We start from the raw sequence: 26,717 nt of genomic DNA, 5'->3' as shown, positions 1-26,717 counted from the left end.
AACCCTGGCAGCATGGGAACGGAGTCGACGTTCGCACATGGGAGGGGAACAAACATGTTCGATCGGTTCCGCAAGTCGGCCAGGCTCAAGGTCCAGCGAGCGGTCGCGGAGGTGGTCCGCGACTCAGATCGCAAGGCGCGGATCGAGCAGGAGAACAGACACGACCAGCTGCTGGCCGAACTGTCTGCGAACAACGGCGAGATGCTCCGCATGCTGAACGAGATCGCCGAGGCGCGCGGCCAGGTGGCCGAGGTCTGCGAACGCCTCGACGAACTCGAGCAGCGCACCCGACGCGACATCACGCACGCGCTCGACATCCGCGCCACCGACGAGAGTGCCCAGTTCGTGCTCGACCACATGCCGAAGGCGCCGGTGTTCTGGCATCCCCACGACACCCTGCGCCATGGCCTGGAGCTGGTGAAGGTTGACGGCCTTGCTCTCGAGTTCGGCGTCGGGAACGGCACCACGCTGCGAATCGCCAGCGATCTACTTCGCGCCACCGGGCACGAGGTGTGGGGCTTCGACGTTTGGTCGGGCCTGCCGGAGGCGTGGCGCACCGGGTTCCCTGCGGGCGAGTTCGCGCAACAGTCGCTCCCGTCGGTGCCTGGCGCGCAGCTGGTATCCGGGCTGTTCGAGAACACCCTGCCCGGCTTCCTCGCCGACCATCCGGGCCCGGTCGCGTTCGTGCACCTCGACGCCGACCTGTACTCGTCGACGCGCACGGTGCTCGACCTCGTCGGCGATCGCCTCGTGTCCGGCTCGGTGCTCGTGTTCGACGAGTACTTCAACTACCCGGGCTGGCAGAACCACGAGCACCGCGCCTGGAGCGAGTTCGTCACCCGCACCGGAATCCGCTTCGACTACCTCGCGTACACCGCCAACCACGAGCAGGTCGTCGTCCGCATCCGCGAATAGCCTTCCGCGAATAGTTCTGCCGCACATCAATTCTCGTACAGGCGGGCCCAGTTCTCGCGGCTCGTCAGCTGGGGGAACGCTCGCCGGTAGGCCTCGGCGACGTCCGGCGCCTCCGCGCGGAACCGCTTCATGACCCTGACGAGGCGGCCGGTCATCTCCGCGGCCAGTTCCCGATCGAACCGCCGCTCGCGCACCCCGGACTGCGACGCGTCGGTGACGAACACGTGCGCGAAACGCCCCACGTGCCACCACTGGGCGTCCTCGAACGAGATCGACACCGGGCCCGGCTCGAGTCGACCACGAGCCTGCGTCACCACCCGCTTCGCGAGGATTGCGTCTTCGAGGGCCGGATTCGGCGGCGGATCCGCCCGTCGCACCGGCACCGGAGGCAGCTCAGAGGCTCGACGGGTGACGGTCTCCGCGAACCGCTTTCGCTCTGCGTTGATCGACGCCAGCGCCGCCTGTCCGCCGTCGGCGAGCGCATCCGGGCCTTCGAGGAAGCCCTCGATCGCGCGCAACTGGGTGTGTGCCAACCCGTATTGCAGGCTGACGATGGACCGGCTGATGTCCCGCGAGAGGTTCTTCACGAGCGCCGACGACGCGAACCCGGGATCGAGCGCAGCGGTGATCAGGCCATTGCGGGTACTGAAGTAGTGGGCGAAGCCGTCGACGTCCTTCCAGTAGAAGTCCGCGTGCCATACCGCGGCGCCGGGCAGGGTGATCGTCGGGATTCCTGCACGCCCGCACCGCAGACCGAATTCCACATCGTCCCACTGGAAGAAGACCGGCAGCGGCAGCCCCACCCGGCGCACGGCCTCGGCCGGGATCAGGCAGGACCACCACCCGTTGTACTGGGTGTCGACCCGGCGTTCGGGCAGCGTCTTCAGCAGATTGTGGTTGTGGGTACTGAACTTCTCCGTCGCCAGACCCCTTCGCAGATTCGTCAGGTCCACCCTCTCGGCGTTCGCCAACAAGTAGTTTGGGCTGTAGAGGAACAGCATCTCGGCGCCGACGATGGCGGGCTGGGTGGTGCAGTTCGCGAAGGCACCGAGCCGCAGAACGGTCTCCGGCTCGCACAGGATGTCGTCGTCCATGAGGATCACGTCCGTGTCGTCACCGGACGCCGAAACCTCGAACAACCCGCGCGTGAAGCCACCGGCGCCACCGAGATTCGGCTGGCGGAGGTAGTGCAGCCGATCACCGAAGGTGGGCACGACCTTTCGGAACAGCTCACGGTCCTCGACCGGGTCGGTGCCCTGATCGACCACATAGACGGCGTCGAGTTGGTCGACGACGCGTGTGTCGGACGCCAACGCGGCCACCGTGTTTGCGCAGTCGTCGGCGCGGTTGAAGGTACAGATCGCGATTGCGAGCGGACGCGACGGCGCGGCGGCCTCGACACTCCACTCGATCCGGTCGAACGTTACTTCGGCGTCGAGGGCCTCGAACTCGAGCCACAGCGATCCGCCGTCGACGAACTGGTCGAGGCTACTCGTCAGCGCGACGGTGCCCTGACCGTCGGGAGAGCTCGCCGCGACGATGCGTCGGTGGCCGCCGATGTCGGAGGCAACGAGCAACACTCGGCACGACGTGGTGGACAGGACACGCACGCTTGCGGTGACCTCTGTCGCGGTGGTCCACCGCTGCCAGTAGCTGGCCGGGAACCGCCCGAAGAAGGTGTTGGTGTGCGCCTTGGCGCCGGCATGCAGGTTCAGCGAGAAGCGGTCGCGGGTCGAGCCGCCCTTCTCGACGACCGCGTACAACTCCTCGTTCGCGACCGGTGATGTCCCGGTGAACAGGGTGCGTTGGGCGACGAGCCGACCGGTCGTCTCGTTCTCTGGCAGGGGTCGAGTGCCGGGCGAGTTCGCAGGATCCACATCCGGCAGGGTATCGCGGACCGACCCTCCGGCATGCCCCGTGCCCTATCTGTCCGATGAGCGCGCGCCGCCGGCGGCGGAGGCTGCCGAACGCAATGTGGAGCGACGACGGCGCAGCGACAACAACCCTTTCGCCATCCGCACCACGTCGCCCGCGGATACGCGGCTCGGGTGCGCGCGATGCTCACCGCTGAGCCGGATCGGGACCTCCACCGGACGGATACCCGCAGCCTCGACCGCGTAGTCCAGTTCGGTGGTGAACAGGAATCCGGACTCGATCAGATGCGGGACGAGCGCGCGCAACAACTCACCGTCGACCAGGAACGTGCCCTGGGGGTCTCCGGTACGGGTACCGAGGATCACCCGCCTCAAGATCGCGAAGCTCCGTGTCATCACCGCGCGGGCCAGGCCTCGGTCGGCGACCGAGTCGGGGTGGGCCTTCGAACCGATCACGACCGCAGGCCGCCGGCCGGTCTCCCGCTCCACGCCATCGGCACCGTCGATGTCGTCGAAGCCGAACGGCAGATCGTCGGCGGTGAGCAGCACCCGCGACCCGCGCGAGGCAAGCGCGCCGGCACGCAGGGCGTTGCCCATGCCCTTGTCACTGCGCAACGGGACGAAGGACACGCCCGCGGTGTCCCAGCCATCGGCGATCTCTGCACAGATCGCGAGGGTGTCGTCTGTCGAGCCGTTCTCTACGACGATGATCTCGACGGACTGCCCACGGAAACGCTCCGCGAACCGGCGCACCGTCAATGGAAGGACCGCTCCCGAGTTGTGCGCGGGGATCACGATCGACAGGGCGACGTCGCTCTCGGGCTCGCCCCCGCCGCGATCGGAGCCCTCGCCGCGATCAGAGTTCGTCCGCACCCGATGACCTCCGCGCCCCACTCGATGTGCCTTCTCGATGTGCCTTGCGAACCGCGGCGAAATACTACGCTCCGACGACAGGGATGTTGCCGCTTCGCGATCCGTCCGCCGACGAAAGCCCGCCGTGAGACCTGACCTGCCGCTCGCCAAACGTGTGACGCCACCGATTCTGCTCGCCGTGCTCGTCGCGGCGGTGGCGGCGATCCCGCTGCTGTCGAATCCCTGGTTCTACTACTGGGACGACAGCGCGGCCGCGTTCGCGCCGGGCTGGCACACGATCGGCGAGCGACTGCTGTCGGGATCGTGGCCCACACTGCTGCCGGAAATGTGGGCGGGTGGCAACATCACCGCCGAAGCGCTGTACGGCACCTACAACCCGGTGTTGCTCGCCGAGTCGATCCTCGTCGCCCTCGTGCCGGACCTGGCGATCGGCATGATGCTGGTCAAGATGCAGTTCCTGGCGCTGCTCGCGGTGGGCGTCTACGTCCTCGCACGCCAGTACGGCGCGACCCGCTCGATGGCATTCGTGGCCGGCTTCGCGATGCCCTTCGCCGGCTACACGCTCTACTTCGACGCCTCGACCTGGGCGTCCGGACTCATCGCATTCGCGTGGATCCCGCACGTGTGGTGGTCGGCCCGCGCGAGCGCGCTGGGCCGGGTCAATCCGCTGGTACCGATCCTGTTCGGCGTCCTGGCGATGACGAGCGGCAACCCGTACGGCGCGGTAGCGGTCGGTGTCGTGTACCTGGCGGTGATCGCCGAATGCGCCGCGGTGCGGTTGTATCCCGGCATCCGGTCCCTGATCGTGAGCGCAGTGGCGATCGCGATGATGTCGCTGATCGTCTACCTGCCGCTGGCGTTCACGACCGGCGTATCGGTGCGCACCCAGACCGGCGTCAGCAACGACAACGCACTACGGCCGGGCCTCGGGGACCTGCTGAACCTCTCGGCGCTGTCGAACCAGCCGTACCTGCCGATCTTCGACACCCCCGCAGCAACGGTGCCGCTGGTGTATCTGGCGTGGTTCCTGGTGCCGCTCGCGCCGTGGATCCGCTGGGGATCGTTGCGGCGCCTCGGCCGCGCCGGAGTCTCGCTCGCCGTGTTCGGCGGCATCTACCTGGTGCTGCTGCTGGGCCCGTCGGACCTGTGGCTGTTCCGCTGGCCCGCACGACTTATCGAGTACGGGCAGCTACCGGTGGTAGTGGCCGCCGCAGTCGCGTTGTCGGCCGGGCTGGCTCGCGACCGTTGGAAGCAGCGCCTGGGGATCAGCGCCGGACTGATCCTGCTGCAGTTCTACCTGTCGTGGGCCAACATTCCCGACGACATCGGCATCCACCTGGCGGCCCTCGCGATCACGGTGGCGCTCACCTCAATCGCGCTGATCGTTGCGGTCCACGCTCCTCGTCTGCTCGGCGGGGCGCTCGCGGCAGGAGTAGTCGTGGTGCTGGCCGCACAGACCAACCTGTGGTTCATCGGCAACGACAACGTCACGCCGTGGAAGTTCCCGCGGCAGGTCGCCTTCCTCGAGGAACACTTCGGAGACCGCTACCCCGGCACGACGTTCGTGATCGCAGACCGCGAGAACATCAGCGAGGACGACCCCACCGGTCAGTGGAGCGACATCCTGTTCGGCAGCCTGTACCAGCCGGCGGGGGTGCGCGCAGTCAACAACTACGCGGGCATCGGCTTCAAATCATTCGTCGAGGCCCTGTGCATCAACTACTACGGCGGCGTCCACTGTCCCGACGGTGTCAGCCGTCTGCGCGCCGAGTCTCCGGGCACCGGGGTGTCGTGGCTCGACGCGATGCGCATCGACACCGTCGTCGTGCAGAACAGCGGACCGTACGGCGCGACACAAGCACTCGATGCGCTACCCGCCGACGAGTGGAGTGTCCGCACCGAGCACGTCGTCACCGTCGGAACCCGCACCGAATCGAGGCCGTGGCCGAACGGTCGGCTGTCCGCCACCACACCGGGTCTCGAAATCACCAGCGACTTCGCTGCGACCGACATCCGCGAGACTGTTGCGTACACCGGTTCCGGCACAGCCACTTTCGCGTTGCTCGCCTGGCCTGGATGGACAGCAACCGTAGACGGGGATGCAGTGGACGTCATCGCCAGCCCCGGTGGACTGCTGCAGATCCAACTGCCGGACACCGGCGACCGCGAGTCGACGCTCACCCTCGAATTCATTCCACCCGGAACCACTCTCGGGCTGGCTCTGGCCGGGGCCGGACTGGTTCTCGCGCTCGCGCAGGGGCTGTGGTTCGCGGTGCACCGACGGAGCCGCGCCTACCGCGCAGAAGACGTGCTGCATCATCGCTGAAGCGATGTGCGGCAGAATTTCTCACATAGCTCGCATCGCGGAGTACTGTGGGTCGAGGGTGCGCGGTACCGCGGGTATCCGGTCGGCGCCGAAGCCGGGACCGAAGCCGCTGTTGAGCGGCGGCGCGAGGTCCACGAATTCCTCGTGTGGGGATCTTGAATATGACCGACAAAGACATCCACAACAATACTGCGATGCTTGTCATCGATATGCAGAAGGAAAGCAAATACGGCATCGACGGAATGCAGGAGGCCGTGGACGCCGCCGAGCAACTGATCGATGCATGCCGATCACTATCGATTCCAATCATTTACACAAGGCATGTCGGCAGAGCAGACGGACGTGGACTGGTAAAGAACGACGTTCTCGACTCCGAGGGAAAGCCCGTCTTCTACAGATCTGACACACCCGACCTCCAGGTGATCGACCAGATCAAACCCCGACTCGATGATGTCGTCATCGACAAATACCGGTGGAGCGGATTCTACGAGACGCCCCTCGATCTCCTGCTCCGCACGGAAAGGATCGAGACTTTGATCGTCGTCGGCTTCGTTACCGACGGCTGCGTCCTCACGACGGTGTTCGACGCCTTTGCCCGCAACTACGACATCGTGCTGGTCAAAGATGCGTGTGCTGCTACCAATTCGGGGGCGCACAAGTCGGCCGTGTTGACCATGGGCAACTGGGTGTACGGCATCGAAATCATCGATTCGAACGAAATGCTCAAGAAGTTGGAAGGGTCTCCCTACGCGTCCTGGACGTCTAGCGCGCCCGACCTTCTTGCTCACTCGAGTGACAAATTGGATGAATGTTACGCATCACTATCGGGGGAATTCAAGGGAGTATCGGGGGAATTCAAGGGAGTAGAGTCCGATGGCCGATGACCGTGTCGAGAGCACCGACGTATATTTGTCCGAAGATCTCTCCAAACTCGATCAGCTCGGACTGTTGTCCCTGGCTATCGTCCCCATTGTTCTGGCGCTTTGGTGGCACCTCTCGCAAGTGGCGCTGACGTGAAGGGGGACACCTCCACCTCGGCACCCCTACCAAAATCGGCTCGCTACGCGGGTTTCCTCTCGATATTTTGGCTGTGGGCCGGGGGGAATGTCCTCCTGACAAATTTCATCTCCGGATCCTCTTACAGCATCGGTCTCGGGTTCTGGAACATGCTGGTGGTCACCGTAGCCGGCTTTATGCTCGGATACGCTTTCTGCTCGTGGAATTCGCAGCGTAGTGCGAGGTACGGTGTCGATGAGATTGTGTCGTTGCGACCCGCCTTCGGTCACCGCGGTTCGTCCTACGGGACATTGCTTCTCGTCTGCATCAACTTCGGATGGGTCGGAATTCTGGCCTCGCTGGCGGGCACCGCGGCTCATATCGTTGCCCACGGGCAAGGAGTGAGCTTCCAAGGTGACTACTACGTCTATGCGATCGGCGCCGGTATCGTTCTACCTCTGTTGATCATCACATACAGTCAGAAGGCTGCGTTCATCGTGTCACGGTTCGCCGTACCGGTTCTCGTTGTCTTTGTTCTGTACATAGTCTTCAGATTGGCAACCGACGGGCATATGGCCACCATCGTCGGCCACCCTGGCGACGGCAGCGCGGGGTGGGCGGACGCGTTCGAAATAGTCTTCGCTTTCTCGATATCGTGGTTCCCGTACCTTGGTTCCTGGAACCGATTCTCCAAGACGGAGAAGTCGAGTTTCTGGGGTACATATCTCGGATTGCTGCTGACCGGAGTGATGTTCGCCGTAGTGGGCGGTATGGCCACACTGGCGACCGGTGAGATAGATCCCGCCGTGTGGGCCAATGAGCTCGACCTGGGGTTGGTGTCGCTGCTGATAATCATCCTGGGGACCGTGACAGCGGTGACTCACCTTCTGGGCTCAGGGTCGACGGGAATTCTGAGCACGTTCCCCCGCACCAACTACCGAGTGGTGTGCCTGCTGGTGACCACTCCGTCCATCATCTTCGTTTTCGGCTCGTCACTGCAAGAGATCTTCAATATCCTCCTCGTGTTCATCGGTTTGCTCGTGGGACCCTACTGGGCCGTCGCTCTGGCCGATTATTTCTTCCTTCGCAAGCAGAAGTTCGACGTGAGGGCATGCTTCGACAGATCCGGACCGTACTGGTACGTGCGCGGATTCAATCCGTTCGCCTTCGCCAGCACCCTGGTCGGGATGATCGTGTGGCTGTTCCTCGGCGGTTGGCTGAGCGGATTCTCACTCCTGACATTCCCTGCGGGCCAGACCGCCTTCAACTACATCAGTGCCACCCTGCCGGCTATGGCCGTTTCCGGGCTGGTCTATTACTTGTTAGGTAAGACCGTCGTACCGAGGTTGGGTATGGGCGGGTACAAGGCGGTGGTCGGCGCCCGCATACCAGCCATGGTTCCGGCGAAGTCGTGACAAGGCTGCCCTCAGCGGCCATCCCCACCGCGACGGCGTTCCGTCGGCTCGTGACCTGGGAGCTACGGTACCGAGCTACGTGAGCCGGCTCTTGATTTCGAAACCGGACCGCGTGGATGCGCCGGTGCGCATCACCGACCTTCCCGTCGGAAATTTCCGAATTGCCCCTCTCCGCGTCGCATTCCCTGCCATACTCGGCGCTCATCGCCCTCCGGCGGAGCGCGGATGTAAGCGGGCATGTCCCGCAGAGGGGAGTCCAATCAAGTGGCCGACGTAACCCGTCCTGGGCGCCGCGCAGTGCTGCGGGCACTTGCCGCCAGCCCTCTGCTGCTGATTCCAATGCCTCCTGTCGCAGCTGCATCGACCTCGAGACCATCGGCCCCGAGCATCGGCAGTAGCGACGTTCTCGCGGGCAGCTTGGGTTGGAGTGACCTCGACACCACGTTCGCGCCCGACTGGATGGCTGCCCTTCCCGACACGTCGAACCCGACGACGCTGTCCTTGCCGGGCACCCACGACACGATGGCCTTCAGCGCGTCATTCATCGGCGCCACTCAGGATTTCGACCTGGCCACCCAGCTTCGCGCCGGAATCCGGGTGCTCGACATCCGCACCCGGCACATCCGGGATGCATTCACGATCCACCACGGACTCGAGTACCTGCACGCAAACTTCACCGGCGTCGTACGAACTGTCACCGACTTCCTGCGTGAGAATCCGAGCGAGACCGTGCTCATGAGGATGGCGTCGGAGTACAGAGAAACCGAGAACACCCGTTCGTACGAGGACACGCTGGACTGGTACATCCACGAGAACCCCGACACTCGTGACCTCCTGGCCGAATACCTGTGGACGCCGCCCGCCGGCTATGACGGCCGGATCCCGGACCTCGGCGCGACCCGCGGCATGGTCGTCATCCTGCAGAGCTTCACGGCCACCGGTGTCTACGGGCCCCGATGGGGCGGCTCCGACATGGACATCCAGGACGACTACATAATCCCCAGCCTCGCCGCGATCGAGACGAAGTGGTCGAATGTCCGTACACAGTTCGAGCGCGCCGCGCAGGGCCCCGCAGAGACAATGTTCGTCAACGGCCTGAATGCAACCAGTGGAGAGGACCTCATAGCGGTAGCCCGTGGCGTGTGGCCGATCAGCATCGCCAAGGGCGCCCCGGGCTTCACCGGAATCGTGCCTCGAACGGAGGACTACCTGCGCGAGAACGGAACTGGCCGCACGGGCGTGGTGATGATGGACTTCCCGAGTGCCGCGGTGGTCGAGGCGATCATCGCCCGCAACTTCAGTTGACAGCCGACACCGTCGCGTCGTGGACCGCTCGGTGCGCAGGCAGGATCGATGCCCGCTCGGCCACGACGTCGCCAGTACCGTCGAGCAGTCCGACGAAATGGGCGAACTGCGCCACGAGCGGCTCCTCGCCGTATCGGACCGTCGGGATCTCGATGATGGTCTGCTGGTGGTAGCCGCCGCCGTCGGGCGCGAGGTCCTCGTCGACGTGCCGGTAGATGGTGATGTCACGGCGCAGCAGGTCGATCTCGATGAGGCGTTCGGCCTCTAGTAGAGACAGCTGCCGGATCTTGCGTTGGCTGATCCTGCTCGCGGAAATGGTTGCCACGGAACCAGATTCGAAGCGCATGATTGCGTCGGCACTGTCCTCGGCACGGTTCTCGATCGATACCGGGTGGAAGTAGCCGAACTCGGCGCAGGTATGCACCGGTGCCGAGCCGACGAACCCGATCGCCAGGTCCAGATCGTGGATCAGCAGGTCGGTCCCGACACCAGTGGGAATGCGAGAAACGAACGGCGAGTGACGCATTCCGGTCACCTGCCACACGCTGCCCACGAACTCGCGAGCGGTACGCACCGCCGGGTTGAAGCGTTCCAGCAGACCACACATCAGTGGCACGTCCGCGCGCGCCGCCCGCTCGACCAGGTCGAGGCTCTGTTCGTAGCTCGCGGCGAGCGGCTTCTCGACGAGGACAGGCTTGCCGAGATCGAGGACGCGACCGGTGAGCTCGTAGTGCGCCGGCGTAGCCGCTGCGATCACGGCGGCGTCGACTCCGGCTAGATCGGTGAAGTCCGGCGCCCACTCGGCACCGCACCGCTCGGACACCGCCCGGCCCTGTTCTTCGCTCGGGTCGACGACAAGGGTGAGGTCGGCCAGCGGCGATTGAGCCAGCACCCGCGCGTGCAGCGATCCCATCTTGCCGGCGCCGATCAGGGCGATCCTCGGGTTGCTCATGCCCGTGCGCCCATCGCGTCACGCACCGCGGCGATGATCTGGTCTACCTCCGACTCCGACAGGCGGGCGTGGACGGGAATGCTCAGACACCGCGCCGCGACCGACGTCGCGACGGGGGTGTCCTCGAGTACGACGCGGGGGTGCTCGCGGAAGCACTCGTAGTCGTACACCGCCTTCGGGTAGTAGATGCCGCTGCCGACCCCACGTTCGGCGAGCCGCGCCGCGAGCGTGTCTCGGTCGATGGGTGCATCGTCGTCCAGCAGAAGCGTGAACTGGTGCCACACATGCTCGCGGCTCGGCATCACGCTCGGCAGGCGCAGCCCGGCGACGTCCTTCAAGCCCGCCTGCAACGCCTCCGCGTTGCAGCATCGGGCCGTGACCTGCTCCGGGTACGACGCGAGCTGCGGCAGCGCGAGGCTGGCTTGCAGGTCGGTCATCCGGTAGTTGTGGCCCGCCATCTCGTATGAGTAGCGCTCGCGCATTCCCTGGTTGCGCAGTACCCGCAAGCGGTCGGCGAATGTGTCGTCGTCGGTAGTGATCATGCCGCCCTCGGCACTGGTGAGGTTCTTCGTCGCATAGAACGAGAAGCAACCGATGCCGAAGCTGCCGGCGCCGCGCCCGTCGAACGTCGCTCCGTGCGCCTGCGAAGCGTCCTCGACGACGGACAGCCCGTGCCGGTCGGCGAGCGGCATCAGCGACGCCATGTCCGCGGTCTGGCCGTACAGATGCACTGGAAGCAGGACCTTGGTCCGGTCGGTGATCCGTTCGGCCGTGACCGCCGGGTCGAGGTTGAAGTCGGCTTCGGTGATGTCGGCGAAGCGGGCCGTAGCGCCGGCATCGAGGATTGAGTTGAGCGTCGCGACGAACGTGAACGGGCTGGTCAGGACCTCGTCTCCGGGCTGAAGGTCGAGCACTTGCAATGCCCCGCTCAGCGCTGCGGTGCCGTTGTTGACGGCCACCGCGTTGCGGACACCGACCAGTGCCGCGAACTCGTCTTCGAACCGGTCGACCTTGGGCCCTTGAGCGACGACCCCTGACCGCAGTGTGTCCAACACCTCTTGTTCTACGTCTTCGCCGAAAGCGATGCTCGAGATTGGAATCACCAAACGCCCCCTCCCGATAGATTCAGAGATTCAGTTCACAACACCTCGTCGAGGATCGGAAGCAATTGCCTGAGAGTAGCCAAACATCGTCTACTGTCACCGGGAAAGGACTCGAACCGGACATGTCGATCGGCCAGCACTGTCACATCCACCCGACCGCGGTGATCGGGGACGGCGTCACCGTCGGCGACGAGGTGACCGTCGGCCCTCATGCGGTCCTCACCGGGCCCCTGACCATTGGTGATCGGTGCTGGATCGGCGCGGGCGCGGTCGTTGGTGCGCCCCCGGAAATCCTCGGCGCCACCCACCCGAATTCTTGGCGCGAACAGGCACCGTACCGCGGCATCGTCATCGGTCCAGACACGACGATCCGCGAGTTGTCGACGATTCACCAGGGCAGTGAGCGGGCTACGACAGTCGGCGCCGGATGCTTCGTCATGAACCGGGTGTCCGTGGAACACGACGTGCACATCGGCGACCGGTGCGTGATCGCGGCCCGTTCGACGTTCGCGGGACATGTCAGCGTCGGTGACGGTGCGAACATCGGCATGCACACCGTGGTGCACCAGCACCGCGTCGTCGGGGCCGGTGTGGTGACCGGCATGGGAACCGTCGTCGTCAAGGACGTCCCGCCGTACGCGAAAGCGTTCGGCAACCCGGTGTCGTTGCGGGGCGTCAATCGCATCGGGATGAACCGATCGGGCATCGAGGACGCTGACATCGATGCAGTCGCGCGACTGTATGCGACCGGGGCACGCGGCGGCGCTGTTCCGCCATCTCTCGCACCGGCTTTCGAGTGGTGGCGTGAGCGCGCCACGAAGCCGCTCGCCTTCCCGGTCACGGCCTGACTGGTTGCTATGGTCGAGAAGCACCGGCCATTGGTCGATAAGCACCCGGTCGGGAAGCACCTCCGGATCACGCGAGGAGCGAACGCGTATGACGTTCGATACCGATTCCGTCGCCGGTCGATCGGCGCCACCGAGTAACAGGCGAAGCCTGTTGGTCAACGGATTGCGCGTCGCGGTGACCGTTGCGATCGTCGTAGCGATCGCTTTCGCGGTGAAGTCGCAGTGGACCGAGGTGCGCGGGGCGATCCGCGACCTGCAGTGGTGGCCGATGGCCGCGTCGACGGTGTTCATCTTTCTCGGCATGGGTGCGGCGATCCGGGGCTGGCAGCACGCACTCGGTGCGCTCGAGCATCCGATTCCCGCGTTCGACGCCGCCCGCTGTTATCTCGTGGGCCAACTCGGCAAGTATCTGCCGGGAAGCGTCTGGGCGTTCGTGCTGCAGGGTGAGCTGGCACGCCGCGCAGGCGTGTCCGGGGCGGCCGCATTCATCGCCGTGCTCGTCACCGCCGGTTTGAGCACGACGTCAGCACTGATAGTGGGCTTGCTGGGGCTGCCTGCACTCTTCCAGATCGGCACGCCGGCTGCCGTCGCGGTGATCGCGGTGACGCCGATCGCGCTCGTCTGTGCCTACCCTCGGACGCTGACCCGGCTCGTGAATTTCGCGCTGAAGCTCCTGCGCCGCGCGCCGCTGCACCGCCCGCTGGCAATGCACAAGGTCGGGCTGGCACTGGTTTGGTGCGCGATCAGCTGGGTCGCCTACGGCTTTCATCTGTGGCTGCTCGCCTCGACGTTCGGCGGCTTCGGCACCGACCGGCTGATCGCGTCGATCGGCGCGATCTCGCTGGCGATGTGCGCGGGCGTGCTGGTCTTCGTCGTCCCGTCCGGCATAGGCGTCCGCGAGGCCGTCATCGTCGCGGCGCTTGCACCGGTCGCCGACGCCGGGACGGCGCTCGCGCTCGCGCTGACTTCACGCCTGCTGTTTACGCTGTGCGAGGTGTTCGCCGGCAGCATCGCAGCGGTCGCGGGATCCCGGTCCCTGCGGAACGCGCTGGTGCACGAGCAGTCGCGGGTGCCGCACGCGCACGTGGCCTACCAGCGCTGATCACTCGGCCACTGTTCACTCAGCTGAGCGTGCCGATGCCCAGCGAGCCCGCGGCCAACGAGCCGATCCCGGTCTTGAGCGATCCGTAGGTGAGCGACCCGGTGTTCATCGAGCCGAGGTTCACCGAACCGGTGTTCGCCGAGCCCACGTTGCCCGAACCGGTGTTCGCCGAGCCCACGTTGCCCGAACCGGTGTTCGCCGAACCTACGTTGCCCGAACCGGTGTTCGCTGAACCCACGTTGTGGGAGCCGGTATTGCTCGACCCCCTGTTGTAGGAGCCGGTGTTGTCGGGGCCGGTATTGCCCCAGTCGATGCTGCCCCAGTCGATGGTGGCCACGGCGAGGCTGCCGAGCCCGGCCGAGCCGGCGGAACCGATGGCGCCGGCCTGCACTTCGGCGGGGCCGACGAAGCCGATGGTGGCCGCGTCCTGACAGGGCACCGGCAACACCAGGTCCGGAGCGGCCGCGGCGGTGAGGTTCGCCAGCAGCCCCTCCAATTGGACCGGCGAGCACGTAGGGGCACCCGCGACAGGTTTGGCGGCAGCTGTCCCGATGAACCCGACTGTCAACACCGTCAAAGCGGACGCGACGACAAGTGTCCGGCGCACGTTCTGACCACTGCGGTGTGAACTGTTGAGCGATGCGGCCCCCATGCGAGCGCCCCCTCCGGTTCGACGACCGAGCGACAGATCCCGACACGATTGCTGGTCACGCTACCGCGACGAGGCCGTCGACATGGCCGGTTCGGTGCCTACGCCCCTGCTGGGACTACTGCCCGGTGCGCGAGTATCCCGCCTCGGTCGCCGACTTCGTCGGGCGCCACCACTTCTCGTTGTCGCGGTACCACTGCACGGTTGCCTCGAGCCCGCTGCGCAGAGATCGGTACCGCGGCTCCCATCCGAGTTCGGACCGCAGGCGCGTGGAGTCGATCGCGTAGCGAAGGTCGTGTCCGGGCCGGTCAGGGACGAAGTCGAAGTCGCCGGGATCCTTGCCGAAGATCTCGAGCAGCATCGCGACGACGGTGCGGTTGTCGACTTCGCCGTCCGCTCCGATCAGATACGTCTCGCCGATCCGTCCGCGTTCGAGCACCGTCCACACCGCGCGATTGTGGTCGTCGACGTGGATCCAGTCCCGCACGTTGCGGCCCTGCCCGTAGAGCCGTGGGCGCACGCCGTCGAGCAGGTTCGTGATCTGCCGCGGAACGAACTTCTCGACATGCTGGAACGGGCCGTAGTTGTTGGAACAGTTCGACAGGGTCGCCCGGATCCCGAACGACCGCGTCCACGCCCGCACCAGCATGTCGCTCGACGCCTTTGTCGATGAGTACGGGCTCGACGGGTTGTAGGCGGTGGACTCGGTGAATCGCGCCGGGTCGTCGAGTTCGAGGTCGCCGTACACCTCGTCGGTGGAGATGTGGTGGTAGCGCACGTCGTGCTCGCGGACGGCCTGCAGCAACGCGAAAGTGCCCACGACGTTGGTGCGCACGAACGGCCACGGGTCGGCGAGCGAGTTGTCGTTGTGGGACTCAGCCGCGAAGTGCACGACGGCGTCGGAGTTCGCGACCAGGCGCTCGACCACCGCCCCGTCGGCAATGTCGCCGTGCACGAAGTCGATCCGGTCGGCAACGGCATCCAACGAAGCCCTGTTGCCGGCATACGTCAGAGCGTCGAGGACCGTGACGCGAACGTCGGGTCGTTCCGCGACGGTTTGGTGGACGAAGTTGGCGCCGATGAACCCGGCGCCGCCGGTAACGAGCAGCCTCATGTGGACAAACAGTACTCACGACGTCGGTGCCCTTCGAACTCCGCCGCGCTCCTGCAGCAACCCGTGAAACACTGCACTACATGCGCGGAATCATTCTGGCCGGCGGTACGGGCAGCCGGCTGCACCCGATCACGCAGGGTGTGAGCAAGCAATTGGTGCCTGTCTACGACAAGCCGATGATCTACTACCCGCTGTCGACGCTGATGCTCGCCGGGATCCGCGACATCCTTGTCATCACGACACCGAGGGACGCCGACCAGTTCCGCCACCTGCTCGGGGACGGCTCGCGGTTCGGGATCTCACTGAGTTACCAGATGCAGCACGAGCCCGACGGTCTGGCGCAGGCGTTCGTGCTGGGCGCCAACCATATCCGCACGGACACCGTTGCATTGGTGTTGGGCGACAACATCTTCTACGGCCCGGGCCTGGGTACGACGCTCAGTCGCTTCCACGACATCAAGGGCGGCGCGGTGTTCGGCTATTGGGTGTCCGATCCCGGCGCGTACGGCGTCATCGAATTCGACGACGCGGGCACCGCGATTTCCCTCGAGGAGAAGCCGGCGGCACCGCGATCGAACTACGCGGTGCCGGGGCTGTACTTCTACGACAACGACGTCGTCTCGATCGCACGCGACCTGAAGCCGTCGGCGCGCGGCGAGTACGAGATCACCGACGTCAACCGCACCTACCTCGCGGCCGGCCGGCTGCAGGTGGAGGTGCTGCCACGCGGTACGGCGTGGCTCGACACCGGCACCTTCGACTCGCTGCTCGATGCGTCGAACTTCGTGCGCACCATCGAGGAGCGGCAGGGCCTGAAGATCGGAGTGCCCGAGGAGGTTGCCTGGCGGCGCGGGTTCATCACCGACGACGAACTGCGCGAGCGCGCCGAACCGCTGGTCAAGTCCGGTTACGGCACGTATCTGCTGGGGCTGCTCGAGCGCGGTAGTGAGTGGTGACCATGGAATATCGGGGGTTGAAGGTTCCGGGGGCGTGGGAGATCACGCCCCGCCAGTTGGGCGATCGCCGCGGGGTGTTCCTCGAATGGTTCAAGGAGCCCGGCTTTACGACCGCGGTCGGCCGCACCCTCGATCTGCAGCAAGCCAACTGCTCGGTGTCCGCGGCCGGTGTGCTGCGCGGTATCCACTTCGCGGACGCCCCACCCGGGCAAGCCAAGTACGTCACATGCGCAAAGGGGACGGTCCTCGACGTCGTCGTCGACCTACGGGCGGGGTCCCCGACGTTCGGGCAATGGGACTCCGTTCTCCTCGACGACATCGACCGTCGAGCGATCTTCATCTCCGAGGGTCTCGGGCACGCGTTCCTCTCGCTCGAGGACGACTCGACGGTGATGTACCTGTGCTCGACCGGCTACAACCCCGAACGCGAACACGAGGTGAGCCCTTTGGACCCGGACATCGGCATCGACTGGCCGGCAGTCGGACGCGACGGCCGTCCACTGCACTGGAGGCTGTCCGACAAGGACCTCGCCGCGCCGACCCTCCAGCAGGCACTCGACTCCGGCCTGCTCCCCCGCTACCGGGAGGGAGTCGACTGAGCTGATGCGAGCGGGGGGGATGACCCGAGCGGGCGCTGTGGTCGCAGCGCTGACAGCAGCGGGTCTAGCGCTCGCGACGATTCCTCTCGAACACGGCACACTCGACGCAACACCGCCCCCGGCGACTGCTGTCATCGAGCCCGCGCCCCCGCCGCGCACCCCGCTGCGTGCGGAGGAACTCACGAGCCGGGTCGTCCCTACGATCGTCACCCTCACCGCCCGCACCGCACTGGGCACAACGGCGGGCACCGGGATCGTGCTGCGCCCCGACGGCAGCGACAACGCACTCGTGCTCACCAACCACCACGTCATCGACGGCGGCACCGAAATTACGGCAACCAGCATGTATGACCGGTCCACGTATGCCGTCGAGGTCGTCGGCTACGACAGCTCCCGTGACCTCGCGGTGCTGCGACTGCCCGGGGCCGCGCATCTGCCACCGGCCGTGCTGGCACCGACGGGGTCGGTAGAGGTCGGCGATCCGGTCACCGCGATCGGGAACGCGGATGGCGGCGGGATCCCACTATCGGCGACCGGCTCTGTCACCCGGATCGGGGTAACCGTGACAACCCGCAACACCACCGACAACTCTCGCAATAAGCTGTCGAACCTCATCGAGGTCGACGCCAATGTTCGGCCCGGAGATTCCGGCGGGCCGCTCGTCGACGTGTTCGGCGAGGTCGTCGGCATCAACAGCGCCGGCAATGCCGTCGAACCCGGGTCCGAGGAGTCACCCGACCCGAAGTCGTATGCCATCCCGATCGACGACGCAACGACCCTGGTCGACGAGGTGTTGTCGGGTCGAGCGTCACCGACCGTCCATATCGGACCCACCCCGCTGCTCGGGGTGACGGTCGCCGACCACCGGGACGTGCGATCGGGGACACGGTCCGGTGCCGAGGTGATTCACGTCAGTTTCCGCGGCCCCGCCGAGGGCGTCGGGCTCGTCCGCGGCGACGTCATCGTCGAGTTCGACGGGATCTCGATCCGGTCGGCGTCGGACCTGACGACCCGGATGATCGCGCTGCATCCCGGCGACCCGGTGGACCTGCGGTGGATCGACGCCACGGGCCGACCACGCTCCGCTTCGCTGGTGCTGCAGGAGGGCCCGCCGCGCTGACGCCTACGCGCCGAGGCCCAACCTGTCGGCCAACCGCTTCAGATAGCCGACGACCACCTGCTCCTCCTCGGCTTCGGGCACGCCGAACAGTGCCTCGGTCACGCCCAGGTCCTCCCAGCGGGCGAGCTTGTCGGCGTCGCGCTTGCTGGCTAGGACGACGATCTCAGGCTGTCCGGCACGACCGGCATCGGCCCAGATCCTTTGCAGCATGACGATGCTGTCCTCGATGTCCCGATCCCTCGGCGTCGTGATCCAGCCGTCGGCCGAGCGGGCGATCCGCGTGAACGTACTCTCCGACGCGCCTGCGCCGATGAGCACCGGCGGGCGCGGCTGCTGGATCGGTTTGGGCCACGCCCAGCACGGACTGAATTTCACGAACTGCCCGTCGTACGACGCCTCGTCCTGCGTCCACAGCGCCTGCATCGCCTCGAGATACTCGCGCAACGCGGTGCGGCGCTTCTTGGGGTCGACGCCGTGGTCGGCGAGTTCCTCTGCGTTCCAGCCATAGCCGACGCCGAGCGTCACCCGCCCTCCGGACAGGAGATCGAGCGACGCGATCGCCTTGGCCAGGGCGATGGGGTCGTGTTCGAGCGGAAGCGCGACCGACGTGCCGAGACGAATACGCGAGGTCACCGACGCAGCGGTGCTCAACGCGACCCAAGGATCGAGCATGCGCGCGTAGCGTTCGGGCAGCTCCGTGCTGTCGGTACCGGGATATTTCGACACCCGGTCGACCGGGATGTGGGTGTGTTCGGGCACGTAGAACGTGTCGAACCCACACTCTTCGGCGGCCCGCGCAGCCGCCGCGGGGGTGATTCCTCGGTCACTGGTGAACAGGGTGACTCCGTGGCGCACAGTCTGGCTCCTCGCGTTGATCGGTGCCAGAAATGTAACCAGGTTCAACCACGGATGGGGAGAGGTTCCGGACCGGTGTGCAGACAATCAGTGGATCTTGAAGATCACCGCACGCTGGACGACGAAGTTGATGACGGTCGCGGTGCCCTGGGCAACGACGAACGCCAGCGGCACACGCCACCACTCGTCCGGGAACACTTGGTACATCACCTGATTGAGCCCCACCTGCACCGAGAACGTGAGTGCGTAGAGCACGACCACCGCAACGAAGCGCGCTCGACTCGGCTCGGCCTTGAACGTCCAGCGGCGGTTGATCAGGTAGGCGGTGGTGGTGCCGGCGACGAAGCTGATCGACTTGGCGACCGGTACCGGAAGGCCGATCCACAGCAGCAACACGTACAGGCCGAAATCCACGACGGCCGAGACGCCGCCCGTGAGCACGAACCGCACGATTTGCGTCTTCAGATCCAGCGCCGCGTCCGCGATGGAATCGGTGACCGGAATCTCGACTGGCAGCGGCGCGTGAGGATCGTGGGCGTGGGGGGTTCCGGTCACGCAACGAGAGTAGGCGACCACCCGTGAAGGTTGTGGATCGGCACACTCGAGCCGCAGCGCGCCCACTACTGCGGGGTAACCTCATAGCCGATGTCCACGACAGCAGACAAGACGGCTCACGAGCCTCTCCCCACGCAGACCCGCACCCTCACCGGATGGGGGCGCACCGCGCCGACCACCTCACAAGTGCTGTCCACGCCCGATGTCGAGCTGATCGCCAAGGCGGTCGCCCAGGTGGCGGAGCAGAACGAGTCGAAGCCGTCGCACCTGCGACGCGGCGTCATCGCGCGTGGCCTGGGCCGCTCGTACGGCGACCCGGCACAGAACGCCGGGGGACTCGTCGTCGATATGAACGCGCTGAAGCGGATCCACACCGTCGACGCCGACACCCGATTGGTAACGGTCGACGCCGGTGTGAATCTGGATCAGCTCATGCGGGCCGCACTGCCTCTCGGCCTATGGGTTCCGGTGCTGCCGGGCACGCGGCAGGTGACAATCGGCGGCGCGATCGCCTCCGACATCCACGGCAAGAACCATCACAGCGCCGGCAGCTTCGGCAACCATGTGCGCTCGATGAAGCTACTCACCGCGGACGGTCAGATCCGCACCCTCACCCCGGCCGGGCGGAACTCGAAACTGTTCTGGGCCACGGTCGGCGGCATGGGGCTGACGGGCATCATCCTCGAGGCCACCATCGAGATGACGCCGACCGAGACCGCGTACTTCATCGCGGACGGCGACGTCACCAACACCCTCGACGAGACGATCGCGTTGCACAGCGACGGCAGCGAAGCCAACTACGACTACTCGAGCGCGTGGTTCGACGCCATCGCCCCCGAGCCCAAGCTGGGCCGTGCCGCGGTCTCGCGCGGCAGCCTCGCGAAGCTGGAACAGCTACCGAAGAAGCTGCAGAAGAACCCGCTGAAGTTCGACGCGCCCACGCTGCTGACGCTGCCGGACATATTCCCGAACGGCCTGGCCAACAAGTTCAACTTCTCCATGATCGGCGAGCTCTGGTTCCGCAAGGCAGGCAACTACCGTGGCAAGGTGCAGAACCTCACGCAGTTCTACCACCCGCTAGACATGTTCGGTGAGTGGAACCGCGCCTACGGCTCCAATGGTTTCCTCCAGTACCAGTTCGTGGTTCCGCCGGAGGCGGTGGGCGAATTCAAGCAGATCATCCGCGATATCCAGGCATCGGGGCACTACTCGTTCCTGAACGTGTTCAAGCTGTTCGGTGAGGGCAACAAGGCGCCGTTGAGCTTCCCGATGGCCGGCTGGAACATCTGCGTCGACTTCCGGATCAAGCCGGGCCTGAACGAATTCGTGACCGAACTCGACAAGCGTGTGCTCGAGTTCGGCGGCCGCCTGTACACCGCGAAGGACTCGCGGACCACGGCCGAGACGTTCCACGCCATGTACCCACGGATCAACGAGTGGATCAAGGTCCGCCGATCCGTAGACCCCACAGGCGTTTTCGCCTCCGACATGTCCAGAAGGCTGGAACTGCAATGACCCCAATGACTGCAATCTCGATGGAGGCGTGACTCGGTGATCAACGCTGTGGGTAACCCCCAGACCCTGCTGCTGCTCGGTGGCACGTCCGAGATCGGCCTGGCGATCTGCGAGGAGTACCTGAAGAAGGCTCCGCTGCGCGTGATTCTCGCTGCGCTGCCGAATGATCCGGGCCGCGATGCCGCCGTCGCCCAGATGAAGGCCGCGGGCGCCACCCAGGTCGATGTGATCGACTTCGACGCGCTGGACACCGACAGCCACCCGAAGGTGATCGACGAGGCGTGGGCCCTCGCGTCAGGAGCAGCTTCCGCGGGTGACGTGGACGTTGCGATCGTTGCCTTCGGCCTCGACGGCGACGCCGAAGAACTGTGGCAGAACCAGCGCAAGGCCGTCCAGGTCGCCGGCGTCAACTACACCGCCGCCGTCTCCGTCGGCGTGCTGATCGGCGAGAAGATGAAGGCACAGGGGTTCGGCCGCATCGTCGCGATGTCGTCGGTGGCCGGCGAGCGGGTCAGGCGCGCCAACTTCGTGTACGGCTCCACCAAGGCCGGCCTCGACGGCTTCTACCTCGGCCTGGGAGAGGCCCTGGCGCCGTTCGGCCCCAAGGTCACCGTCGTGCGGCCCGGTCAGGCACGCACCCGGTTCAGCGCCCACGTGGAGGAAGCCCCGCTGACGGTCGACAAGGACGTCGTCGCCGCGCTCGCGGTGTCCGCGTCGGACAAGGGCAAGGAAATCGTCTGGGTCCCTGGTCAGTTCCGCTTCGTGATGATGGCGCTTCGCCACGTCCCGCGCGCGATCTTCCGCAAGCTGCCGATCTAGACCGACCACGGTCGGCCCCGACCGGCCCGCTTCCGGAAGCTCCGTTGCCGCGCTCCCTCGTGCCGTTCGCTCAGTCCGCGAAAGCCGAGGGAGTGGCGGCCCAGGCGGCGAGGACCGCCCGGATACCGGTGATCAGCGACAGTGGCTGGTCGATCATCGTGTGATGGCCGGCGTCGGGGATCTCGGTGACGATGGCCGACGCACCGAACCGCGGCCGCATCTTCTCCATCAGTTCATCCGAGATGATGCCGCGCTGGGCCCGGAAGTACGCGACCGGGCAGCGTGCCTGCGCGACGGCCATGATGTCGCTGCCGGACCTGGCGAACATGGCGGGGTCGAACTTCCACGACCACCCACCCTCGACGGCCGCCAGCGACGTCTCGGCGATGTGTTCCCGCACGCACGGCACCGCGGCCTCCTGCGGCGGCACGAACCGGAACCGGGCGAGCGCCTCCTCACGGGTGGGGTAGACCTTCTTCGGCCCGAACGCGGCCTTGACCCGGGCCGCCTCCTCCTCTGGGGTGCGCTCACGGATCGGCGAGTCGATGATCTGCACACCGGCCAGCTCGTCGCCATACAGGTGCGCCGCGACGAACGAGACGAGGCCGCCCATGCTGTGGCCCACCAGCACGGGCGCGCCGTCGATGCCCGACGCCGCCGCCACCGCCTGCACCTCGCGCGCCCACTGGTCCAGCGAATAGCGCTCCCGGGCGCCGCTGTCGCCGTGACCGCTGAGATCGAGGGCGACGACCCGGTGGTCGACCGCCAGTTGCGGCCCGATGTGGTCCCACCAGTGCGAATGCGCCGCACCACCGTGCACCAGCACCAGGCCGGGCCGGGCCGGCTCACCCCACGCCCGGAATCGGATGTCGGCGCCTTCGACCTCGACAATCCCGGTCTCCACCGGGACGGCCAGTGCCTCACGGAACCACTGAGGCGGTGCCTCACGAAACCCCTGGGGCGTCTGACCCTGCTCGTCACTCATTCCTCGAACCTACTTAAGCCCTCGAACCGCCTGGAGCCCGGTCCCGAGACCACACCCAAGTAAGCTCACTCCGTGTCGCAACCAGGTCCAGCGCCCCTCGTAGCGTCGCGCGTCTCCCCCGCCCGACTGGCCGGTGGGACCGCGGCCGAGATGATCCTCGCGTCCGCCGTCGGCGCAATCGTCTCCGCGGTGGGACTGTACGCCTTCGGCCAGGTGTCGTGGCCGGCGTTCCCATCGTCGAATGTGACGCATGCCGTCACGACCGTCGGCCAGGTCGTCACGATCGCCGTGCTCGCACTGTGCGTCGTCCTGTACCGCGCCCGCCGGTGGATACGCACTGCGACCGTGCTGTCGTGGGCGGGTGTGTCGGGGTTCGTGACGGTGACGCTCGGCATGCCGCTGAGCGCGACCAAGCTTTACCTGCACGGCATTTCGGTCGACCAGGAGTTCCGCACCGAATATCTCACTCGGCTCACCGATTCCGCTGCCTTGCAGGACATGACATACGCGGATCTGCCGCCCTACTATCCGGCCGGCTGGTTCTGGATCGGCGGACGCGTCGCCAACCTGCTCGGCATGGAGGGCTGGGAGACTTTCAAGCCCTACGCGATCGGCTCGATCGCCGTAGCTGCAGTCCTCGCTCTGGTGTTGTGGAACAAGCTGATTCGTGCCGACTGGGCCGTCGTCGTGACGCTAGCTACAGCGGCACTCGTGGTGGCGTACGGCTCGGCCGAACCGTACGGCGCCGTAGTCGCGATTCTCATCCCCCCGGTGCTGGTGCTGGCGTGGGGCGGGTTGTATCGGCCGGTCAAGACTGGGCGCGGTGGCTGGGGTGCGATCGTCGGCACCGGCCTGTTCCTGGGTGTCGCAGCGGCCTTCTACACGCTGTACTTGGGATTCGCCGCCTTCGCGGTGACTCTCATGGCCCTGGTCGCAGCCGGACTCGCGATCCGGGCGCAGGGATCGTGGCGGGCCGCAATCGATCCCCTCCTACGGCTGGCCGCCACCGCGGCAATCGCAGTCGCCATCGCCCTCACCGTTTGGCTGCCGTACCTGCTCCAGGCACTGCGCGGATCGCCGGCCGACAGCGGAACGGCAACTCACTACCTGCCCGACGCCGGTGCGCGCCTGCCGCTTCCGATGTTCCAGTTCTCGCTCGCCGGGGGGCTGTGTCTGCTCGGCACGATCTGGTTGGTCAGCCGCGTGATGACGTCGCGGCGGGCACAGGCGCTCGGGATCGGCGTGATCGGCATCTATCTGTGGGCGCTGATGTCGATGGCGTTGACTGCGCTCGGCGCCACTTTGCTGTCCTTCCGCCTCGAACCGGTGCTCATCCTGCTGCTCGGCACCGCGGGCGTGTTCGGCTTCTTCGAGTTCTCCCGCTGGATCGTGCTCGCCACGAGCGAGAACCCGCGGGTGAAGGCGTCGATCGTCGTCATCGGGCTCGCCGGGCTGGTCGCCTTCGTTCAGAACATCCCGAATGTGCTCGCGAGCGACATCACCGTCGCCTACACCGACACCGACGGCGACGGCGTCCGTGCCGACAAGCGGCCGCCGGGCGCGGCCGCCTACTACGCCGACGTGGACCGGATCATCACAGAGCTCCGCCCCGGCGAGCGCCACGACACGATTGTGCTCACCTCGGACACCAGCTTCCTCAGCTTCTACCCGTACTTTGGATTCCAGGCGCTGACGTCGCACTACGCGAACCCTCTCGCTCATTTCCGGGAGCGAGCGGAAGCCATCGAGAGCTGGACCGATCTCGAGACACCGGACCAGCTCATCGCTGCCCTCGATGAAGCGCCCTGGCGCCCACCGGACGTATTCCTGTTCCGTAAGAGCGCTGACGGGTACACCCTCCGGCTCGCCGAGGACGTCTACCCGAACCATCCGAACGTCCGCCGCTACACCGTCACGTTCCCCGCCGAACTGTTCGACGATCCGCGTTTCACGATCGACGACGTGGGGCCCTTCGTGATCGTGACCCGCGTCGGCTGACCGGGTCGGGTTGGCGGCGAATCACACCTCGAGACCCGCGGCGGCCGCGAGCGCATCGACCACCCAGCGTTCGTAATCCTCAGGGCTCCAACCCCGTTCGTCGATAAGCAGGGTGTGGGTCTCGGGAGCCAGCAGAGCCAGCCCGACATCGACGGTTCGGTCGACGTCGACGTGGTCGAGCTTGTCGGCGAGGACGATCGTCAGGTGCCGCAGCACCGTCTCGGTGTGCTCGCAGGTGGTAGCCCACAGCTGCGCAACCTCGGCGTCGGCACCGGCCGCGGCCCGCACCGCGAGCAGCACGGGCGCCGCCCGGTCGAGGACCAGACGCGCGCCGTGAACCTGAATGCGCAATTGGGACAACGGGTCCGGCTCCGCGATCGCCTCGGCCACCCACGGTCGCGCCAGTGTCGGAATCGGTTCATCGTCGCCGGCGATGGAAGTGTCGAGGAGGGCGGCGAGCACGCTGCGCTTGTTGCCGAACACGAAGTACACGGTCTGAACGGCGACGCCCGCCTCACCGGCGATGGCCTTGATGGTGGTCGACGCATAACCGGTCGTCGTGAAAAGGGTGCCCGCGGCAGCAAGGATCTTGCGCCGCGCTGGGATCTTGTCGTCCTCGATGTGCGTTGCCACTCTAGGAACTCTAGCTCTAGAGTGGTGCACTAGAGTATTGCTTTAGTTTGCTGGAGAGGCGGTCGATGTGACGGAATCGGTATTGGTCCTCGGTGGCTACGGTGCGGTGGGTACCGAGCTGGTCGAGCGGCTGCGAACATTGGGTGTCGGGGCCCTGGCCGCGGGCCGCGACCGTACACGCGCGGATCGGGTAGTCGATGTGACCGATCCCGCCTCGCTGGCCGCCGGGTTGGAGGGCGTGTCGGTGGTGGTGAACTGCACCGGCGCCGAGGACCCGATTGTAGCGGCAACTGTTGCCGGGCAAGGGATCCCATTCGTGGACATCACCTCGACCATCGAATACGTCCGACAGCTCGAGCAGATCGACGGCCCGGTGCTGGTCGGGGTCGGGATCGCGCCCGGGCTCACCAGCCTGCTCGCGGTCGAGGCGGCGCGGGGTGGTGGACCGGTGGACGTGGTGATCGGGTTCGGGGCGGGCGAGGGCGGTGGGCCTGCCGGGGCGGCGTGGATGTACGGGCTGTTCGGCAAGCACTTCACGGACCCGGACGGGTCGCGGGTGCGGAACTACACCCGTCCCAAGCGCTTCGCGCTTCCCGAGGAGGCCGGCTACCCCCGATTCCCCGCACTGCGGGCGGACTTCGCTGACCAGTACCAACTCACCGCGACCCTCGATGTGCCTGTACGAAGCTACCTTCGGACCGATTCCAAGCTCGCAACGATCGGGTTGGCCGCGCTCACGTGGATCCCGCGGGTCGCGGCATTGCTCCCGGACGGCGACATGCCCGGCGGTGACCGCTGGGTGGTCGCGGCGCACGGTGCTTCCGGGCGGAGCTACTGGGCAACAGCCCCCGGCCAATCGCGTTCGACGGCAGCCGTCGCCGCGGAGGCCGTTCGGCACCTTCTACGCAGCCCGATCGAGTCGCCGACCTGGCTACACGAGTGGAGGAAGCTCGACGACCTGCGGGAGGCGCTCGAAGGCGTCGGCGTCGAGTTCGGCACCGGACTCGCGGCACCGGCCCGGTAGCCGTACCCGCGGGCACGGCCGGCTCTGAGCGCGGGCGGTGTCGGCGGGTGTCGGGGTCTTGGGTATGCCGAAGGCCCCCACCATCTTTGGTGGGGGCCTTCGGGAACGGGTGTTCGGCGGTGTCCTACTCTCCCACACCCTGTCGAGTGCAGTACCATCGGCGCTGGAGGGCTTAGCTTCCGGGTT

General features: G+C 66.3%; 24 protein-coding genes and 1 rRNA gene. 14 read left to right on the top strand and 11 right to left on the bottom strand.

Annotated features, from left to right (window positions below; all coding sequences use genetic code 11):
- Positions 1–54: 54 nt before the first annotated feature.
- Positions 55–915, top strand: coding sequence for a class I SAM-dependent methyltransferase (locus EGT50_RS15815; RefSeq protein WP_127955626.1), 861 nt, complete (start codon positions 55–57; stop codon positions 913–915).
- 26 nt (positions 916–941) lie between these two features.
- Here EGT50_RS15815 and EGT50_RS15810 read toward each other — a convergent pair whose 3' ends face one another.
- Both EGT50_RS15810 and EGT50_RS15805 read right to left on the bottom strand, forming a co-directional pair.
- The gene (locus EGT50_RS15810) at positions 942–2,792 is read right to left on the bottom strand and encodes a glycosyltransferase (RefSeq protein ID WP_206615852.1); all 1,851 of its coding nucleotides are present in this window, start codon (positions 2,790–2,792) and stop codon (positions 942–944) included.
- A 45-nt stretch (positions 2,793–2,837) separates the two neighbouring features.
- Entirely contained in the window at positions 2,838–3,593 is a 756-nt protein-coding gene (locus EGT50_RS15805) for a glycosyltransferase (protein ID WP_235870796.1), read from the bottom strand.
- 193 nt (positions 3,594–3,786) lie between these two features.
- Between EGT50_RS15805 and EGT50_RS15800 the strand changes: the two genes are divergently transcribed.
- The 4 genes from EGT50_RS15800 (at position 3,787) to EGT50_RS15785 (ending at position 9,704) form a co-directional block, all read left to right on the top strand.
- Complete coding sequence (locus EGT50_RS15800; RefSeq protein ID WP_127955623.1) at positions 3,787–5,988, top strand: hypothetical protein; 2,202 nt, start codon at positions 3,787–3,789, stop codon at positions 5,986–5,988.
- 161 nt (positions 5,989–6,149) lie between these two features.
- A complete protein-coding gene (locus EGT50_RS15795) occupies positions 6,150–6,872 on the top strand; it encodes a cysteine hydrolase family protein (RefSeq protein ID WP_127955622.1) in 723 nt (240 codons plus the stop codon).
- Positions 6,873–6,974: 102 nt separating this feature from the next.
- Positions 6,975–8,399, top strand: a complete 1,425-nt coding sequence (locus EGT50_RS15790) for a purine-cytosine permease family protein (protein ID WP_328590654.1) — start codon at positions 6,975–6,977, stop codon at positions 8,397–8,399.
- 264 nt (positions 8,400–8,663) lie between these two features.
- The gene (locus EGT50_RS15785) at positions 8,664–9,704 is read left to right on the top strand and encodes a phosphatidylinositol-specific phospholipase C (RefSeq protein ID WP_235870779.1); all 1,041 of its coding nucleotides are present in this window, start codon (positions 8,664–8,666) and stop codon (positions 9,702–9,704) included.
- Here EGT50_RS15785 and EGT50_RS15780 read toward each other — a convergent pair.
- On the bottom strand, positions 9,697–10,656 hold the full coding sequence (locus EGT50_RS15780) for a Gfo/Idh/MocA family protein (RefSeq protein WP_127955619.1): 960 nt from the start codon (positions 10,654–10,656) through the stop codon (positions 9,697–9,699). The two genes, EGT50_RS15785 and EGT50_RS15780, sit on opposite strands and share 8 nt — an antisense overlap.
- A complete protein-coding gene (locus EGT50_RS15775; protein ID WP_127955789.1) occupies positions 10,653–11,759 on the bottom strand; it encodes a DegT/DnrJ/EryC1/StrS family aminotransferase in 1,107 nt (368 codons plus the stop codon). Before EGT50_RS15775 ends, EGT50_RS15780 begins: the two co-directional genes overlap by 4 nt.
- 122 nt (positions 11,760–11,881) lie before the next feature.
- On the opposite strand from EGT50_RS15775, the gene EGT50_RS15770 reads away from it, so the two are divergent.
- Both EGT50_RS15770 and EGT50_RS15765 read left to right on the top strand, forming a co-directional pair.
- Entirely contained in the window at positions 11,882–12,607 is a 726-nt protein-coding gene (locus tag EGT50_RS15770; protein WP_127955618.1) for a DapH/DapD/GlmU-related protein, read from the top strand.
- Positions 12,608–12,695: 88 nt separating this feature from the next.
- Positions 12,696–13,709 (top strand): lysylphosphatidylglycerol synthase transmembrane domain-containing protein, encoded by a 1,014-nt coding sequence (locus EGT50_RS15765; protein ID WP_127955617.1) that lies wholly within the window; start codon positions 12,696–12,698, stop codon positions 13,707–13,709.
- 19 nt (positions 13,710–13,728) lie between these two features.
- Here EGT50_RS15765 and EGT50_RS15760 read toward each other — a convergent pair whose 3' ends face one another.
- Positions 13,729–14,361 (bottom strand): pentapeptide repeat-containing protein, encoded by a 633-nt coding sequence (locus EGT50_RS15760; protein ID WP_127955616.1) that lies wholly within the window; start codon positions 14,359–14,361, stop codon positions 13,729–13,731.
- 115 nt (positions 14,362–14,476) lie between these two features.
- Positions 14,477–15,472 carry a dTDP-glucose 4,6-dehydratase gene (gene rfbB / locus EGT50_RS15755; protein WP_127955615.1) on the bottom strand — a complete coding sequence of 332 codons (996 nt, stop codon included), beginning with the start codon at positions 15,470–15,472 and terminating at the stop codon, positions 14,477–14,479.
- Between the two features lie 80 nt (positions 15,473–15,552).
- On the opposite strand from rfbB, the gene rfbA reads away from it, so the two are divergent.
- From rfbA to EGT50_RS15740, 3 genes are read left to right on the top strand one after another with little or no spacing between them, the layout of a single operon-like run.
- On the top strand, positions 15,553–16,428 hold the full coding sequence (gene rfbA, locus EGT50_RS15750) for a glucose-1-phosphate thymidylyltransferase RfbA (protein ID WP_127955614.1): 876 nt from the start codon (positions 15,553–15,555) through the stop codon (positions 16,426–16,428).
- 2 nt (positions 16,429–16,430) lie between these two features.
- Complete coding sequence (locus EGT50_RS15745; protein ID WP_127955613.1) at positions 16,431–17,027, top strand: dTDP-4-dehydrorhamnose 3,5-epimerase family protein; 597 nt, start codon at positions 16,431–16,433, stop codon at positions 17,025–17,027.
- A gap of 4 nt (positions 17,028–17,031) precedes the next feature.
- Complete coding sequence (locus EGT50_RS15740; RefSeq protein ID WP_127955612.1) at positions 17,032–18,147, top strand: S1C family serine protease; 1,116 nt, start codon at positions 17,032–17,034, stop codon at positions 18,145–18,147.
- Between the two features lie 3 nt (positions 18,148–18,150).
- On the opposite strand, the gene EGT50_RS15735 is transcribed toward EGT50_RS15740, so the two are convergent.
- Together EGT50_RS15735 and EGT50_RS15730 are read right to left on the bottom strand one after the other, a co-directional pair.
- Positions 18,151–19,002: an LLM class F420-dependent oxidoreductase gene (locus EGT50_RS15735; protein WP_127955611.1), complete on the bottom strand. Its 852-nt coding sequence runs from the start codon at positions 19,000–19,002 to the stop codon at positions 18,151–18,153.
- Between the two features lie 87 nt (positions 19,003–19,089).
- Positions 19,090–19,557 carry a GtrA family protein gene (locus EGT50_RS15730; RefSeq protein ID WP_127955610.1) on the bottom strand — a complete coding sequence of 156 codons (468 nt, stop codon included), beginning with the start codon at positions 19,555–19,557 and terminating at the stop codon, positions 19,090–19,092.
- Between the two features lie 90 nt (positions 19,558–19,647).
- Between EGT50_RS15730 and EGT50_RS15725 the strand changes: the two genes are divergently transcribed.
- The gene (locus tag EGT50_RS15725; protein ID WP_127955609.1) at positions 19,648–21,072 is read left to right on the top strand and encodes an FAD-binding oxidoreductase; all 1,425 of its coding nucleotides are present in this window, start codon (positions 19,648–19,650) and stop codon (positions 21,070–21,072) included.
- Between the two features lie 36 nt (positions 21,073–21,108).
- Positions 21,109–21,891, top strand: coding sequence for a decaprenylphospho-beta-D-erythro-pentofuranosid-2-ulose 2-reductase (locus EGT50_RS15720; RefSeq protein ID WP_127955608.1), 783 nt, complete (start codon positions 21,109–21,111; stop codon positions 21,889–21,891).
- Between the two features lie 70 nt (positions 21,892–21,961).
- Here the strand turns inward: EGT50_RS15720 and EGT50_RS15715 are convergent, their stop codons facing one another.
- The gene (locus tag EGT50_RS15715) at positions 21,962–22,876 is read right to left on the bottom strand and encodes an alpha/beta fold hydrolase (RefSeq protein WP_127955607.1); all 915 of its coding nucleotides are present in this window, start codon (positions 22,874–22,876) and stop codon (positions 21,962–21,964) included.
- Positions 22,877–23,026: 150 nt separating this feature from the next.
- Here EGT50_RS15715 and EGT50_RS15710 point away from each other — a divergent pair, with 150 nt between their 5' ends.
- A complete protein-coding gene (locus tag EGT50_RS15710; protein WP_127955788.1) occupies positions 23,027–24,874 on the top strand; it encodes a galactan 5-O-arabinofuranosyltransferase in 1,848 nt (615 codons plus the stop codon).
- Between the two features lie 21 nt (positions 24,875–24,895).
- Here the strand turns inward: EGT50_RS15710 and EGT50_RS15705 are convergent, their stop codons facing one another.
- On the bottom strand, positions 24,896–25,507 hold the full coding sequence (locus EGT50_RS15705) for a TetR/AcrR family transcriptional regulator (protein ID WP_235870778.1): 612 nt from the start codon (positions 25,505–25,507) through the stop codon (positions 24,896–24,898).
- Positions 25,508–25,574: 67 nt separating this feature from the next.
- Between EGT50_RS15705 and EGT50_RS15700 the strand changes: the two genes are divergently transcribed.
- Positions 25,575–26,531, top strand: a complete 957-nt coding sequence (locus EGT50_RS15700; RefSeq protein WP_127955606.1) for a Rossmann-fold NAD(P)-binding domain-containing protein — start codon at positions 25,575–25,577, stop codon at positions 26,529–26,531.
- 111 nt (positions 26,532–26,642) lie between these two features.
- On the opposite strand, the gene rrf is transcribed toward EGT50_RS15700, so the two are convergent.
- A 5S ribosomal RNA gene (gene rrf, locus EGT50_RS17440) occupies positions 26,643–26,717 on the bottom strand; the annotation flags it as partial.

The organism is Rhodococcus xishaensis, from assembly GCF_004011825.1.
Lineage (GTDB): Bacteria > Actinomycetota > Actinomycetes > Mycobacteriales > Mycobacteriaceae > Prescottella > Prescottella xishaensis.
This window is presented reverse-complemented; position numbering and strand designations above follow the sequence as displayed.